This window comes from Cupriavidus metallidurans CH34, assembly GCF_000196015.1.
GTDB classification, from domain to species: Bacteria; Pseudomonadota; Gammaproteobacteria; order Burkholderiales; family Burkholderiaceae; genus Cupriavidus; species Cupriavidus metallidurans.
The window spans coordinates 2,018,166-2,033,254 of sequence record NC_007974.2; the positions used below are offsets into that span (position 1 = coordinate 2,018,166).

Here is a 15,089-nt window from a genome sequence, read left to right on the forward strand (position 1 = left end):
CTGCGCACTGCCTCTTGCGGATGGGGCGGGTGGAGCCGATGGGCGGAACAGCCGATGCGAAGGCACGCGGCCAGCACATCCTCCGCCCACGCCCCTTCGCCAACCCCGCTACCCAAGGAGCGACCCCATGTCCAACCCCAAGCTCGAAGTCCTGACCCCGCAGAACAGCCAGCTCATCATCATCGACCATCAACCGCAGATGGCCTTCGGCGTGCAGTCGATGGACCGCCAGGCGATGAAGAACAACGTGGTGGGTCTGGCCAAGGCGGCAAAGATCTTCAATATCCCGACCACCATCACCACGGTGGAGAGCGAGTCGTTCTCGGGCTTCACCTACCCGGAACTGCTGGACGTTTTCCCCAACACCAAGACGCTCGAGCGCACCTCGATGAACTCGTGGGACGACCAGAAGGTACGTGACGCGCTAAAGGCCAACGGCCGCAACAAGGTCGTGGTGGCCGGTCTGTGGACCGAGGTGTGCAACACCACGTTCGCGCTGTGCGCAATGCTCGAAGGCAACTACGAGATCTACATGGTGGGTGATGCGTCGGGCGGCACCAGCAAGGAAGCGCACGACTACGCGATGCAACGCATGGTGCAGGCCGGCGCGGTGCCCGTGACCTGGCAGCAGGTGTTGCTCGAATGGCAGCGCGACTGGGCCCACCGCGACACGTATGACGCCGTGATGAAGCTGGTCAAGGAACACTCGGGCGCGTACGGCATGGGCGTCGACTACGCCTACACGATGGTCCACAAGGCAGCGCAGCGCACCGCCACGACGCACGAGTCCCTGGCGCCGGTCCCGGCCCGCTGATCCGCGCCGCAGAGGGACATCCAGGCATCCACCTACCCTTCTCTCCAGGAACAGACCATGAGCTACATCACCGCTGAGGACGGCACGCAGATCTTCTACAAGGACTGGGGCTCCGGCCGGCCGGTCGTGTTCTCGCACGGCTGGCCGCTCAATGCCGACGCGTGGGATGCCCAGATGCTGTTCCTGGTGCAGAAGGGCTTTCGTGTGATCGCGCATGACCGCCGCGGCCACGGCCGCTCGGACCAGCCCGCGCGGGGCAACGACATGGACACGTATGCCGACGATCTGGCTGCGCTGCTCGTGGCGCTGGACATCAAGGGCGCCACGCTGGTCGGCCACTCCACCGGCGGCGGCGAAGTGGCGCGCTACATTGGCCGGCACGGCACGCAGCGCGTGGCCAAGGCCGTGCTGATCGGCGCGGTGCCGCCGATTATGGCCAAGACCGCGTCCAATCCCAACGGGTTGCCGATCGACGTGTTCGACGGTATCCGCAAAGGCGTAGCCGACAACCGTTCGCAGTTCTACAAGGACCTGGCCGTGCCGTTCTTCGGCTTCAATCGTCCCGGCGCCAAGGTCTCGCAAGGCACCATCGACACATTCTGGGCCCAGGGCATGGCGGGCGGCATCGTCGGCCAGTACGCCTGCATCCACGAGTTCTCGGAAGTGGACTACACCGAGGATCTGAAGAAGATCGACGTGCCCACGCTGGTCCTGCACGGTGACGACGACCAGATCGTGCCGATCGACAACGCCGGCCGCCTCTCTGCCAAGCTGGTGAAGAACGCCACGCTCAAGGTGTACCCGGGCGCGTCGCACGGCATGTGCGTGGTCAATGCCGACGCGGTCAATGCGGATCTGCTGGCCTTCCTGAATACTTAGGCCAACGCCACCCAACCCGCTACTCGCGGGCAACACATCGCCCCGACCGCCGCCATCGTGCGGCGGCCTCTTTGGAGCTTTTCACCATGTCATCGACCCCCGACCTCATCCTCGTCAACGGCAAGTTCACCACGCTCGACAAGTCCAACCCGCAAGCCGACGCGGTAGCCATCCAGGACGGGCGCTTCACCAGCGTGGGGACGCCCGACGACATCATGAAACTCGCGGGCGCGCAGACGACGGTGATCGACCTGAACGGCCGGCGAGCGATCCCCGGCCTGATCGACAGCCACATGCACATCATCCGTGGCGGCCTGAACTACAACATGGAACTGCGCTGGGATGGCGTGCGCTCCCTGGCCGATGCGATGCGGATGCTCAAGGACCAGGTGGACCGCACCCCCGCGCCGCAATGGGTGCGCGTGGTAGGCGGCTTCACCGAGCACCAGTTCGCCGAGAAACGGCTGCCGACCATCGACGAACTGAACGCCGTGGCGCCGGACACCCCTGTGTTTATCCTGCACCTGTACGACCGCGCGATCCTGAACGGCGCGGCGCTGCGCACGGTTGGTTATACGAAGGACACCCCCAATCCGCCGGGCGGCGAGATCGTGCGCGATGCCAGCGGCAACCCCACTGGCCTGCTGCTGGCCAAACCCAACGCCACCATCCTCTACGCCACGCTGGCCAAGGGGCCAAAGCTGCCGCTCGAGTACCAGAAGAACTCGACGCGCCATTTCATGCGCGAGGTGAACCGGCTGGGTGTGACTGGCGTGATCGATGCCGGCGGCGGCTTCCAGAATTACCCCGAGGACTACAGCGTCATCGAGGATCTGCACAAGGAAGGCAACCTGACGGTGCGCCTGGCCTACAACCTGTTCACGCAGAAGCCGAAGGCCGAGCTGAACGACTTCACCACTTGGACGTCCACCGTCAAGCCGGGCCAGGGCGATGACCTGTATCGGCACAACGGCGCTGGCGAGATGCTCGTCTACACCGCCGCCGACTTCGAGGACTTTCGCGTCGAGCGGCCCGACATGCCACCGTCGATGGAAGCCGATCTGGAACCGGTGATCCGTCTGCTGGCCGAGAAGCGCTGGCCGTGGCGCCTGCACGCCACCTACGACGAGACGATCACGCGCGCGCTCGATGTCTACGAGAAGGTGGCGCGCGACATTCCGTTCACCGGCCTGAACTGGTTCTTCGATCACGCCGAGACGATCTCCGATCGCAATATCGACCGCATCGCCGCGCTCGGTGGCGGCATCGCCGTGCAGCACCGCATGGCCTACCAGGGCGAGTACTTCGTCGAACGTTATGGCGCGAAAGCCGCCGAGGCCACGCCGCCGATCCGCAAGATGCTCGACAAGGGGGTCAAGGTGGGCGCAGGCACCGATGCGACGCGCGTGGCGTCCTACAACCCGTGGGTGTCGCTGTACTGGCTAACCACGGGCAAGACCGTGGGCGGCATGTCGATGTACCCCCAAGCCAATCTGCTCGATCGCGAAACCGCATTGCGCCTGTGGACCGAGGCCAATACGTGGTTCTCGTCCGAGGAAGGCAAGAAAGGGCAGATCAAGGCCGGCCAGCTCGCCGACCTCGCGGTGCTGTCTGCCGACTATTTCTCGGTGCCCGGTGACGACATCCAGGACATCACGTCCGTGATGACCGTGCTCGGCGGCAAGGTGGTCTACGGCGACGGCGAGTTCGGCAAGCATTCGCCGGAGATTCCGCCCGCGATGCCCGACTGGTCGCCAGCCCGCTACGGCAGCCAGTATCAGCCGCGGCCAACCGCCAAAGCAAAGACGCTGGCGATGAACACCGCCTGCGGCTGCGCGTCGTCATGCGGCGTGCACGGCCATGCGCACGCGAAGGCCTGGACATCGAACATGCCGACGTCCGACGAGAGCGGATTCTGGGGCGCGCTCGGCTGTTCGTGCTGGGCGTTCTGAGCCACGTGCCAATCTGAACGGAGACCGGTCATGCCTTCCTCGATGCCTTCGCTGTCATCCGCCGGCGATAGCCCTCACCGGCTGCCGCGCTGGCTGCACTGGGTCGCGTTGTTGCTGCTGTGCGCGGCCTACCTGCAGGGCGGACTGGTCAAGCTGTTCGACTTTCCCAGCGCGATGGCCGAGATGCAGCACTTCGGCCTGTCGCCGGCTGGCCCGCTGGCGGCGGGAACCATCGCGCTGGAACTGGGCGCATCGGCCATGATCCTGAGCGGACGCGGCCGTTGGCTCGGCGCGCTGGCGCTGGCCGCATTCACACTGGCAGCGACATTCCTGGCCAACAGCTTCTGGAGCGCTCCGCCCGATGCCCGTTTCGGCATGGCAAATGCATTCTTCGAGCACCTGGGTCTGGTCGGCGGCTTCGTGCTGGTGGCCTGGCATGACCTGCGAGCGTAGAGACGACAGATAGTCCACATGACGCAATCCGCCTCGACGGCAAACGCTCCCGCCTCCACAGGTACCTTCGCGCCGCTTGCGCAATCGACCTTCGCGGTCCTGTGGGTAGCGACGATCCTCGGCAATATCGGCAGCTTCATGCGCGACGTCGCCAGCGCATGGCTGGCCACCGACCTGTCGACCTCGCCGGCCGCGGTGGCCACCATCCAGGCTGCATCGACGCTGCCAGTGTTCCTGCTCGCGATTCCCGCCGGCGTGCTGTCCGACATCCTTGACCGCCGCCGCTTCCTGATCGTGATCCAGCTCTGCCTGGCCTTGGTCAGCGGCTCGCTGATGCTGCTGGCATGGCGACAGTCGCTGACGATCGAACTCCTGATCGCGCTGGCGTTCGCCGGCGGCATCGGTTCGGCGATGATGGGGCCGACCTGGCAGTCGATCGTGCCGGAACTGGTTCCCGCCAACACGCTGCGGCAGGCCGTGGCGCTCAACTCGCTTGGCGTGAACATCGCGCGCGCCATCGGGCCGGCCACCGGCGGCCTGCTGCTGGCTGCGTTCGGCGCGGCCGCGACTTACGGCGTGGACCTGCTCAGCTACGTGTTCGTGGTTGCCGCGCTGATCTGGTGGCATCGACCCCAGCGACCGGTCGACCCGCTACGCGAGCACTTCTTCAGCGCGGCCCGCGCCGGGCTGCGTTTCACGCGGGCGCACAGCAAGCTCCATGTCGTGCTGGCCCGTACCGCCGTGCATTTCGCGTTCGGCAGCAGTGTGTGGGCACTGTTGCCGCTCGTGGCGCGCAAGCTGCTCCATGGCAGCGCGGGGCTCTACGGCGTGATGCTCGGGGCGGTCGGGGTGGGCGCAATTCTTGGCGCGTTGCTCATGCCGCGTCTGCAGAAGCGGCTCGACGCCGACGGGATGGTGCTGCTGTCCGCCATCGTCACGGCCGTCGTGATGGCCGCGCTCTCCGTCGCGCCACCCGTCTGGCTGGCGCTGGTGCTGCTGTTGCTGTTGGGCGCGGCATGGATCATGGCGCTGACCACGTTCGGCGGCGTGGCGCAAGCCATCCTGCCCAACTGGGTGCGTGGCCGCGCGCTGGCGGTCTACCAGATGGTCTTCAACGGCGCGCTGGCCGGTGGCAGCCTGCTCTGGGGCTTCGTGGCGCAGGCGCTCGGCACGCCCCCCGCGCTGCTGATCGCCGGCTCGGGCCTGGTAGTCGCCGCGCTGGCGCTGCACCGGCTGCGTCTGCCGCACGGCGAAGACGACCTTGGCCCGGCCGGCCACTGGCCCGAGCCCGAAATGGCCGACGAGATCGCGCACGATCGCGGCCCGGTGATGATCCTGATCGAGTACCTGATTGCCCCGGCCAACCGGGACGGCTTCCTGCACGCCGTGCACCGGCTCTCCGAAGAGCGGCTGCGCGATGGCGCATTCAGTTGGGGCGTGATGGAAGACCCCACCAATCCCGAATTGATGACCGAGTGGTTTCTGGTCGAGTCATGGGCCGAGCACCTGCGGCAACACCGCCGCGTGCCGAACGCCGATGCCGACCTGCAGCGAGAAGTGACCGCGTTCCATGGTGGCACGACGCCACCGCGTGTGCGGCATCTGCTGGGCGTGGGACTGCCACCGAACAAGCGATGACGCACCTGCCGTCCCCCCCTGTTTCCTATGACCCGTTTCGTATTGCGACATATCGTGAGGCTCGCATGAAGCTCTATCTGATCTCATTGGGCGCCGGCATCCTGGTCGGCATCATCTACGCGCTGATGCAGGTCCGCTCGCCCGCCCCGCCAGCGGTGGCCCTGATCGGCCTGCTCGGTATGCTTATCGGCGAGCAGGTAGTACCGCCGATCAAGCGCATGATCGCGGGGGAGCCCGTCACCGTGGCGTGGTTCCACCAGGAATGCATGCCGAAGATCACGGGCACGCCCGGCCCGACACTGGCCGCGGCCGACACCAAGGAGAGCAAGCCGGAGCAATGAGGGCCCCATTGAGGCCAATGTCCGGAGCACCGTGTGACTGCCCTTCCCCTAATCGCGATCGTTGACGATGACGCCTCCGTCAGGGACGCCATGGGGCAACTGGTGCGTTCGTTCGACCTGGCCGTGGAACTCTACGCCAGCGGGCAGGCACTGCTGCAGTCCGCTTCGATCGGGCGTATCCGGTGCGTGGTCTGCGACGTGCGAATGCCGGGCATCGACGGGTTCGCGCTCTGCACGGCGCTGCGCGCGCTCGGGCTCGATGTGCCGGTCATCCTCATGACCGCCTATGCCCAGGATGGCGACGAACAGCGCGCCCTTGACGTGGGCGCCACCGGATTCCTCGGCAAGCCGTTTCAGGAGAGAGAATTGCTCCGGTGCCTGGCGCGTGCGCTGGCCAGCGGCGAGAGTGGGTCGGGGATCTGACGCGCGGGCTATCCGGCGTCGTCCTGCACCAGCCCGAGAGACTGGGCCATGATGACCAGTTCGGCGAAAGTGCGGGCCTGCATCTTGCGCATGGCGTGACCGCGATAGATCTTGACCGTGGCCTCGCTGATGCCGAGGTCGTCGGCGATCTGCTTGTTCATCAGGCCACGCGCCGCCAGTTGCATGACTTCCTGCTCCCGGCCGGTCAGGGTGTCGAAATGATCGCGAAGCTGCCGGCTCTGCGCCTCGGCCTCGCGCTGCGCCCGGTCGCGCTGCAAGGCCTCGTCAACCGCGTCGAGCAGGTCCTGGTCGCGGAATGGCTTGGCGATGAAGTTGACGGCGCCGGCCTTCATGGCCGCCACAGTCATCGGGACGTCACCACGGCCGGAGATGAATACGATCGACGCATGGCGGCCCGCCCGGTTGAGCGTGGCCTGCAGGTCGAGGCCGCTCGCGCCATGCAGATGCACATCGAGCACGATGCAGGTGGGCCGATCCGGAATGCCGTGCGCGAGCAATTCCTCGGCCGAGGCGAACGACTCCGCCGCGAGTCCCGCCGAGCGGAACAGGCTGGATAGCGCCACGCGCACATCCTGATCGTCATCGACGACCAGCACCGCGCTTTCTTCACTTTCACCACCCTCTTCGATCCTGTCGCGCGTCATGGCGATCCTGGGGGCATTTGTTCCGGGAAGTGGGATTATCGGCGCTTTCCCCTGAAATGCAAGCGGCCACGCGATGCGTCCCGGCATTCTGTCCCGGGACTCATCGACGTGGCCGTTGCGCGTCACAAGCTACCGGCAAGAAGCCGGTCTGAGGTCTACGGTCAGGTCTCCTTCTTGCCGATGAACACCATGCGTAGCGCCGGCACGATCACCAGCAGCATGATCGGTCCGATCAACATGCCACCCACCACCACGGTGGCCAGCGGACGCTGCACCTGGCTGCCGATCCCGGTGGAGATGGCCGCCGGCAGCAAACCGATACAGGCCGAAAGCGCCGTCATCAGCATCGGGCGCATCCGCTGCTGGGCCGCCTGCGACATCGCCGCTTCGGACTTCAGCCCCTGTTCACGCAACTGGTTGTAGTAGGTGATCATCAGGATGCCGTCCATGACCGATACCCCGAACAACGAGACGAAGCCAATCGCCGCCGAGATACTGAAATCCAGACCGGTCACGAACAGCGCGATCACGCCCCCGGCGATGGCGAACGGAATGCCCGCGAGCGTCATGACGCTGTCCCGCAGCGAGTTGAACAGACCGTACAGCAGCACCATGATCATCACGATGCTGATCGGCACGATCAGCGCAAGCCGCTTCTTCGCCAGTTCCAGTTGCTCGAACTCGCCCGCCCACTGGATGCGGTAGCCCTCGGGTAGCTTGATCTTGCTGGCGATACGCGCCTGCGCTTCCGCCACCGTGCTGCCCAGGTCGCGGTCACGCACGCTGAACTTGATCGGGATGTATCGCTGGTTGCGCTCGTGATAGATGTACGACGCCCCGGTATCCAGTGATATGTCCGCCAACGCGCTCAACGGAATATAGGCATTCGCGCCATCCGCTGTCTGGTACGCCACCTTGATGTTGCGGATCGCGTCGATACTGCCGCGATACTCGGGCGCCATACGCACCGTCAGCGAGAACTGCCGGTCGCCTTCGAGCACGGTCGTCGCCTGCGTGCCACCCAGCGCGGCCTCCACCACCGAGTTGACATCGCCGGTGTTAAGCCCGTAACGCGCCGCCGCCTCGCGGTTGATCTTGATGTTCAGGTTGGGCTGACCCAGCACGCGGAACACGCCAAGGTCCGACACGCCCCGGATCTCCTTCATCTCGTGCAGCACCTGGTCGGCCAGCTTCTCGAGCGTGGGCAGGTCGCGGCCGACGATCTTCACCGAGTTCGCGCCCTTCACGCCGGAAAGGCCTTCCTGGACATTGTCCTGGATGTACTGCGAGAAATTCAGCGAGATCCCTGTGAACTCGTTGGCGAACTCCTTCTGCACCTGCGCGACCAGCTTGTCCTTGGTCATGCCCGCCGGCCATTCATCCATCGGCTTGAGCGGTACGAAGAACTCCGCGTTGAAGAAGCCCGCCGCATCGCTGCCATCGTCTGGACGGCCATGCTGGGACACCACCGTCGCCACTTCAGGATGCGACAGCAGGATCTTGCGCATTCGCGCCACTGACGGCACGCCGGCCTCCAGCGAAACGGTTGGCGGCATGGTGGCGCGAATCCAGAGGTTGCCCTCTTCCAACGCCGGCAGGAACTCGGTGCCCAGCAGCGGCATCAACGCCCCCGTCACCGCCAGCACGCCGGCGCCAATCGCCACCGACAGCTTCTTGTTGCCAAGCGACCATTTGAGCGCGGGCTCATAGATACGATGCAGCCAGCGCACCAAGATGGTTTCCTTCTCCTCGATGTGCTTGGGCAGCAGATAGGTGCACAGCACCGGCGTCACCGTGAACGTGGCGATCAGCGCGCCCAGCAGCGCATAGCCATAGGTACGCGCCATCGGCCCGAAGATCTGCCCTTCCACACCCTGCATCGTGAACAGCGGGACGAACGCCGCCACCGTGATGGCCGCCGAGAAAAACACCGCCTTGTCCACCTGCAGCGCGCTCACGAAGATCATGCGGATGCGGTCCGTGATACCCGCGCCCTTGCCGATCGCCCGCGCGTCCCGACTCATCAGCAGCCGCTGCTGATCCGCCAGCGGCATCTGGAAGTTCCGGAATATGTTCTCCACCAGAATCACCGAGGAGTCCACGATGATCCCGAAGTCGACCGCCCCCACCGACAAGAGGTTGGCGGATTCTCCCAGCATCACCAGGATCATGATGCTGAAGAAGAGCGCGAACGGTATGTTGACGCTAACGATCACCGCGCTGCGCAGATCACCCAGGAATACCCACTGGATGAAGAACACCAGCAGACAGCCGAACAGCAGGCTGTGCAGCACCGTGTGCGTGGTGACCGAGACCAGCGTCGAACGGTCATAGTACGGCTCCATCTTCACGCCGGCAGGCAGCGTGCCATCGCTGTTGATCTTGTCGATCTCGGCCTTGACGCGCGCCACCACCTCGTTGGTTTGCAGCGTCCGGTTCATCACGACGATGGCAGTGACCACGTCGTCCTGGTTGTCGCGCCCGGAGCGACCCAGGCGTGGCGTGTAGCCGATCTTGACCTTGGCGACGTCCTTGACCTGCACGGGCACGCCATTGTGCTGTGTCAGTACCACCTGCTCGATGTCCTTGGTGTCCTCGATCAGGCCTACGCCACGTATGTTGACCGACTGCTGTCCAAGGTTGATGGTCCGGCCGCCAACGTTGATGTTGGCGTTACCCAGCGCGGAGATCATCTGCTGCAGCGTAATGTTGTACGCGTCGAGCTTGTGCAGGTCGGCCTCGACGTCGTACTCCTTAGTCGTGCCACCCCAGCTCACCACCTGCGCCACGCCCGGCACCGTCTTCAGTCGCCGTTCGAGCACCCAGTCCTGCAGCGTGCGCAGGTTTGTCAGCCCGAAGTGCGCCGGCCCCCTGAGCTGGTAGCGGTAGATTTCACCGACCAGGCTCGACGCCTGGATCTGCGGCTGCACGTTGTTCGGCAGGCTGACGTTCTGCTGCAGGTTGAGCGCGGCCTGCGTATAGGCGAAGTAGTAGTCGACGCCGTACTTGAACGTCACCCGCACGAACGACAGGCCGTAAAACGAGGTCGAGCGGATGCTTTCCACGCCCGGCGTGGCGGCCAGCCCCACTTCCATGGGCACCGTGTAGTAGCGCTCCATCTCCTCGGCGGACAAGCCCGGCGCCTGCGCGGTGATCTCGAGAATCACCGGTGCGGGGTTCGGATAGGCTTCGATGTTCAGCTTCGAGTAGGCGAACAAGCCGGCCCCGGCAAATACCAGGAGGAAAAGCAGAATGAGCGGCCGTCGCGTCAGCGACAACCGAAGTACGTTCCTGAGCACGGAGGCCTCGTCTTCGAATTCTTCGGGATGACTGGGGAGCGGTCGATACGCTTACTGAGCGGCCAGTGCCGCGGCATTGCTCAGGAACAATGCCCCTTCGCTCGCCACAAGCTCGCCCGGCGCAAGGCCGCTGAGAATCTGCACCAGACCGTCCTGGGTCTGTCCGACCGTGACCACGCGGCGCTCGAAGCGGCGCTGATCCGTGGTCGTCCATACGGTCATCGTGCCGTCGCCTTCGCGCACCAGACCATCGGCGGCGACCGCCGCGGAATGATCTGGCTCACCGGTGCGTATCGAGAAGGATGTGATCATCCCCGGCCGCAGTTCGTGCTTCGGGTCCTTGACCTCGGAACGGACCATCAGACGGTGCGTGGCGGAGTCGATGGACGCACCCGTCGTCGTGATGGTTCCGGCGAACTCCCGCCCCGGAAAGGCCATCGCATGGACCTTGACTGCCTGTCCCACCTTCAGCAGCGGGCTGTCTGCTTCGGTCACGAATGCCTGCATCCAGACCGTAGAGATATCGGAAACCGTGATTGGTGCCGGGCTGTTGCCGGGCTGGACCAGCAGGCCCGGCTGTGCATTGCGCGCCGTCACGCGGCCCGCTATCGGGCTGAACACGGTCAGGACCGGATCGGTGCGACGTTGTTCGATGATGCGATCCATTTCGGACGCGCTCTTGCCGAAGATGGCCACGGCGTCGCGCGCTGCCTTGTAGGCGGCTTCCGCGGCCTGCTGATCGGAGATGGCCTGGTCGAGATCCTTCTGCGCGATACCCTGGATCTCAAAGAGCTGATGCGCGCGCTCCAGCGCCTTGGCATTGAGCTTGCGCGCGCCGGCTGCGGAGATCAGCGTCGATTCGGCCTGGACCAGATCCGGGCTCTCGATATCGAACAACGGTGCTCCCTTGGCCACGTCTTCGCCAACCTTGACGAACACGTTGCGGACCTTGCCCTGGTAGGCGGTGAACACCTGGACCGAGCGGTCCTGATTGAAGTCGATATTGCCGACGGCTTCACGCTGGTTGGCGAACGCATAGTCTTGCACCGACACGACCTTGACCGTACCCATCTGAGTCTGGGTCAGCGTGACGGACGACCCGCGCGGCGCCACCTTGGGCGCCGACGGACCGCCCTGACCAAAGCCTTTTTCCGGGCCGTAGAGCGGGCTGGGCTGCGTCCACGCGTTGAATGCGAACATCAACCCCACCAGGACCACAGCGGTGGCGCCCCCGCCCAGGATGGCGGACTTGGCATCGAAACGCATGGACTAACCCTCTGGATTCTGAAAACTTGGGCAAATGATGAGAGTTCGCCGCGTCACGGTCTACTGTGATTAATGACAGTGGCCTGGCCGGCGCATCGCTCATAGAATCCGCCCAGCGCTACCAATAGCTCTACCAACAGCACCAGCCATCGCTTTGAGGTCACGGCCCATGCTGCCAGATCACCGCAGCCCTTCCATTCGTTCGAGAATCCCATTCGCCGGCACGGCTTGCGCCCTGGCCGTTTGCGGCGTTCTGACGGCGTGCGCCGTCGGCCCCAATTTCCAGACGCCCAAGGCGCCTGATGCCACCGCGTACACACCCAAGCCGCTGCCCACCGAGACGGCATCCGCGCCGGTGCAAGGCGGCGAAGCCCAGCGCTTCGTGGAAGGCATGCAGATCCCCGAGCAGTGGTGGAGCATGTTGCACTCGGAAAAGCTCGACCGCTTTATCGCGGCAGCGATGAAGGCCAATCCGACGGTGACGGCCGCGCAAGCAGCGCTGCGGCAGGCCCAGGCGCAAGTGCGCGCGCAGCAGGGCTTCTTCTTCCCGACCATCTCGGGTTCCTATTCGCCATCGCGGCAGCGCAATGCGGTAGGAACGATCTCGCCGACGCTGACGTCTGGCGATCCGCTCTTCAACCTGCACACGGCGGAACTGTCGATCAGCTACGCGCCCGATGTGTTCGGCCTGAACCGCCGACGGGTGGAATCGCTGCAGGCGCTCGAGGATGCGCAGCGTTTCGAGGTGGAGGCTACCTACCTGACGCTGGCATCGAACATCAGCCTGGCCGCTATCGAGGAAGCTTCGTTGCGCGCCCAGATCGACGCGCAACAACGCATCGTCGCCATCGAGACCAAGCTGTACAACCTGCTGCAGAAGCAATTCACGCTCGGGTTCGTCAGCGGTCTCGAAGTGGCCGCGGCCCGGGCCCAGCTTGCGCAAGCCGAGCAGGCATTGCCAGGACTGCGCAAGCAACTGGCCCTGCAGCGCGACCTGCTGGCTGCGCTGGCCGGCAAGCTGCCGGCCGATCCGCTCGACGCCGAGTTCACGTTCGACGATTTCAAGTTGCCGGCGGAACTTCCGGTGTCGCTGCCGTCTGAACTGGTGCGGCAGCGCCCGGACGTGCGCGCGGCCGAAGCACAACTGCATTCGGCCACGGCGGAAGTCGGCGTGGCTATCGCCAACATGCTGCCGCAGCTCACCATCACTGGCTCATACGGCGGCACGGCCACCGTGTTCAACCAGATGTTCAGCGCCGGCAACGTCTTCTGGAGCCTGGCGGGCAACGTCGCGCAAACCTTCTTCGCGGGCGGCACGATGCTGGCGCTCAAGCACGGCGCCGATGCCGCGCTCGTGCAGGCGGAGGCCCAGTACCGCAGCACCGTCATCAACGCGTTCCAGAACGTGGCCGATACGCTGCACGCGATCGACGCCGATGCGGAAACGCTGCGTGCGGCCATCACCTCGGAGCAGGCCGCGCGCACGACGCTGGAGATCACCGAGAAGCAACTGTCGAGCGGCTACGTCAATGTGCTGGCCGTGCTCAACGCCGAACAGACGATGCGCACGGCCACGCAGGCCACGGCACAGGCGCAGGCCGCGCGCTTCACGGATACCGTGGCGCTCTACCAGTCTCTGGGTGGCGGCTGGTGGAATCGCCAGGCCGAAGGTACGCAGGTGGGTGACGCGGGCAAGCCGGCCCGCGCCGAAGTCGCTACGCGCTGAGCGGCGCTGGCGCTGGCGCTTCTGGCAGCCTGAGCAAGAAGCGCGAGCCCGTGCCTTCCGCGCTTCGCACCGACACCGTGCCGCCATGCAATTCGGCGGCCAGCCGGACGATATAGAGACCCACGCCCGCGCCGGCGGTGCCGGTCACATTGGCGCCACGCACGTATCGCTCGAACACGTGGCCGAGATCCTTCTCCGGAATGCCGATGCCCTGGTCCGCGACGCAAATCAGGATCGCGCCCGATTCCATCGATACATCCACGCTGACCGGCGTCTTCGGCGGCGAGTACTTGACGGCGTTCCCGATCAGATTGCTCACGGCCTGGAACAGCAAACGCGCATCGCCATGGAAAACCTCGGGTACGTCGGCGTGCCACTGCTCGACAATCTGCGCATCCGGCGAACTTTCGCGATGCATCTCGCAGACCTCGTGCACCAGCAGGTGTAACGAGAACTCCGTGCGTTGAAACGCCCCCGGTGTTGCCAGGTCAAGCACCTGCGATGCCCCGAGCATATCTTCGATCAGCGCGGTCATCCGCCGCACCGCCGCGCGGATTCTGCTCGAACGATCCTGCACCGCCTCAAGCGACAGCGGCGGCTTGATATGACTCAGGCGCTGCGCGTAGCCGTCGATCACGGTCAACGGGGTGCGGAATTCGTGCGACACCATCGACACGAAGTTGCGCTGCAGCTCCGCCATGCGCCGCTCGTTGGCCAGCGTGATTTCCAGCGTGCGGGCCTGCTCGGCCAGCGTGGCGCGGCTTTGCGCCAGCGCCACCGTGTTATCGCGGAACCGGACCACGGCGCGAGCGATCTCGCCCACTTCGTCGGGGCGCTCGGTCGATGGGATGTCGATCTCGGTTTCGTTGTCGGAGATCCGGTGCATCCGGTCAACCAGTTCCGCGATTGGATTGGTCACAGCCGTGACGAAGTAAAGCACGCCGGCAATCATCAGCAGCGCCGCCACGATGATCGCGTTCACGATCAGGTCCCTGGCATGCCGGTAGGCTACGGCCTCCGCCTGGGTAGCCTCGTTCGCGCCGGTGACGTTGCGCTCGGTCAGCGTGGCCAGCGTGGCATTGGCCACAGTGAAGGCGCGTCGGGACTCCTGGTAGTAAAGCGCGATGGCGTCGGTCTTGTCATCGCGCTGGGAAAGCACCAGCACTCGGTTGGCCAGTTCGCGATATGCCCGCCACTGCTCGCTGAACTGCCGGTAGAGGTCCAGTTCGATGGGGTCATGCTCGATCGTTTCGTAGCGCCGTTTGGCATCCGCGATTTCTTCATCGAGTACCGCGAGCGAACCTTCCGCGCGCCCCCGATCCTTGCCGCGACGCGCGGTCAGCAGTTCACCCTCGGTAGCACGGAAGTCCGAGATGCTGTTGTTGAGATCGCCTGCGATGCGGTTGCTCAGCAGCCAGCGGCCACTGATCTCGGCCGCGACGTTGTGAAAGGCGCTGAGCCGGTTGATGCTGAAAGCGCCCAGCCCGATTACGAGCAGCAGGAACAGGACGAACACCAGCGACAGACGCACGCGCAATCGATTGAGCTGTGCCAGCGGGGCTACGGAAAGCCTGCCCACCGCTATCTTTCCCTCTGCGCTAGACAAGTGGCGCATACATTACCTTGAAGTTGC

12 protein-coding genes are annotated in these 15,089 nt (G+C 65.0%); 8 read left to right on the forward strand and 4 right to left on the reverse strand.

The window, feature by feature from the left end; all coding sequences use genetic code 11:
- The first annotated feature begins 127 nt into the window (after window positions 1-127).
- The 7 genes from RMET_RS27160 to RMET_RS27190 all read left to right on the forward strand — a co-directional run bounded on the left by RMET_RS27160 (window position 128) and on the right by RMET_RS27190 (window position 6,500).
- The gene (locus RMET_RS27160) at window positions 128-814 is read left to right on the forward strand and encodes a hydrolase (protein ID WP_011519715.1); all 687 of its coding nucleotides are present in this window, start codon (window positions 128-130) and stop codon (window positions 812-814) included.
- A 57-nt stretch (window positions 815-871) separates the two neighbouring features.
- Complete coding sequence (locus tag RMET_RS27165) at window positions 872-1,693, forward strand: alpha/beta fold hydrolase (RefSeq protein ID WP_011519716.1); 822 nt, start codon at window positions 872-874, stop codon at window positions 1,691-1,693.
- Between the two features lie 86 nt (window positions 1,694-1,779).
- A complete protein-coding gene (locus RMET_RS27170; protein WP_011519717.1) occupies window positions 1,780-3,645 on the forward strand; it encodes an amidohydrolase in 1,866 nt (621 codons plus the stop codon).
- A gap of 30 nt (window positions 3,646-3,675) precedes the next feature.
- Window positions 3,676-4,098, forward strand: a complete 423-nt coding sequence (locus RMET_RS27175) for a DoxX family protein (RefSeq protein WP_011519718.1) — start codon at window positions 3,676-3,678, stop codon at window positions 4,096-4,098.
- A gap of 18 nt (window positions 4,099-4,116) precedes the next feature.
- Window positions 4,117-5,736: an MFS transporter gene (locus tag RMET_RS27180; RefSeq protein ID WP_011519719.1), complete on the forward strand. Its 1,620-nt coding sequence runs from the start codon at window positions 4,117-4,119 to the stop codon at window positions 5,734-5,736.
- Between the two features lie 65 nt (window positions 5,737-5,801).
- On the forward strand, window positions 5,802-6,077 hold the full coding sequence (locus tag RMET_RS27185; protein WP_008651867.1) for a XapX domain-containing protein: 276 nt from the start codon (window positions 5,802-5,804) through the stop codon (window positions 6,075-6,077).
- Between the two features lie 33 nt (window positions 6,078-6,110).
- On the forward strand, window positions 6,111-6,500 hold the full coding sequence (locus RMET_RS27190) for a response regulator transcription factor (RefSeq protein WP_029307050.1): 390 nt from the start codon (window positions 6,111-6,113) through the stop codon (window positions 6,498-6,500).
- A gap of 8 nt (window positions 6,501-6,508) precedes the next feature.
- On the opposite strand, the gene RMET_RS27195 is transcribed toward RMET_RS27190, so the two are convergent.
- The 3 genes from RMET_RS27195 to RMET_RS27205 form a co-directional block, all read right to left on the reverse strand.
- Entirely contained in the window at window positions 6,509-7,165 is a 657-nt protein-coding gene (locus tag RMET_RS27195; RefSeq protein ID WP_029310010.1) for a response regulator transcription factor, read from the reverse strand.
- A 161-nt stretch (window positions 7,166-7,326) separates the two neighbouring features.
- Window positions 7,327-10,464 carry an efflux RND transporter permease subunit gene (locus RMET_RS27200; protein WP_011519722.1) on the reverse strand — a complete coding sequence of 1,046 codons (3,138 nt, stop codon included), beginning with the start codon at window positions 10,462-10,464 and terminating at the stop codon, window positions 7,327-7,329.
- Between the two features lie 51 nt (window positions 10,465-10,515).
- Entirely contained in the window at window positions 10,516-11,730 is a 1,215-nt protein-coding gene (locus tag RMET_RS27205; protein ID WP_011519723.1) for an efflux RND transporter periplasmic adaptor subunit, read from the reverse strand.
- Between the two features lie 169 nt (window positions 11,731-11,899).
- On the opposite strand from RMET_RS27205, the gene RMET_RS27210 reads away from it, so the two are divergent.
- A complete protein-coding gene (locus tag RMET_RS27210; protein ID WP_011519724.1) occupies window positions 11,900-13,456 on the forward strand; it encodes an efflux transporter outer membrane subunit in 1,557 nt (518 codons plus the stop codon).
- Here RMET_RS27210 and RMET_RS27215 read toward each other — a convergent pair.
- Window positions 13,446-15,071 carry a sensor histidine kinase gene (locus RMET_RS27215; protein WP_049799810.1) on the reverse strand — a complete coding sequence of 542 codons (1,626 nt, stop codon included), beginning with the start codon at window positions 15,069-15,071 and terminating at the stop codon, window positions 13,446-13,448. The genes RMET_RS27210 and RMET_RS27215 overlap by 11 nt on opposite strands.
- Window positions 15,072-15,089: the final 18 nt, after the last annotated feature.

Coding starts and splice junctions, on each gene's coding strand:
- RMET_RS27160 (WP_011519715.1), top strand. CDS start 128: ATGTCCAACCCCAAGCTCGAAGTCCTGACCCCGCAGAACAGCCAGCTC.
- RMET_RS27165 (WP_011519716.1), top strand. CDS start 872: ATGAGCTACATCACCGCTGAGGACGGCACGCAGATCTTCTACAAGGAC.
- RMET_RS27170 (WP_011519717.1), top strand. CDS start 1,780: ATGTCATCGACCCCCGACCTCATCCTCGTCAACGGCAAGTTCACCACG.
- RMET_RS27175 (WP_011519718.1), top strand. CDS start 3,676: ATGCCTTCCTCGATGCCTTCGCTGTCATCCGCCGGCGATAGCCCTCAC.
- RMET_RS27180 (WP_011519719.1), top strand. CDS start 4,117: ATGACGCAATCCGCCTCGACGGCAAACGCTCCCGCCTCCACAGGTACC.
- RMET_RS27185 (WP_008651867.1), top strand. CDS start 5,802: ATGAAGCTCTATCTGATCTCATTGGGCGCCGGCATCCTGGTCGGCATC.
- RMET_RS27195 (WP_029310010.1), bottom strand. CDS start 7,165: ATGACGCGCGACAGGATCGAAGAGGGTGGTGAAAGTGAAGAAAGCGCG.
- RMET_RS27205 (WP_011519723.1), bottom strand. CDS start 11,730: ATGCGTTTCGATGCCAAGTCCGCCATCCTGGGCGGGGGCGCCACCGCT.
- RMET_RS27210 (WP_011519724.1), top strand. CDS start 11,900: ATGCTGCCAGATCACCGCAGCCCTTCCATTCGTTCGAGAATCCCATTC.
- RMET_RS27215 (WP_049799810.1), bottom strand. CDS start 15,071: ATGCGCCACTTGTCTAGCGCAGAGGGAAAGATAGCGGTGGGCAGGCTT.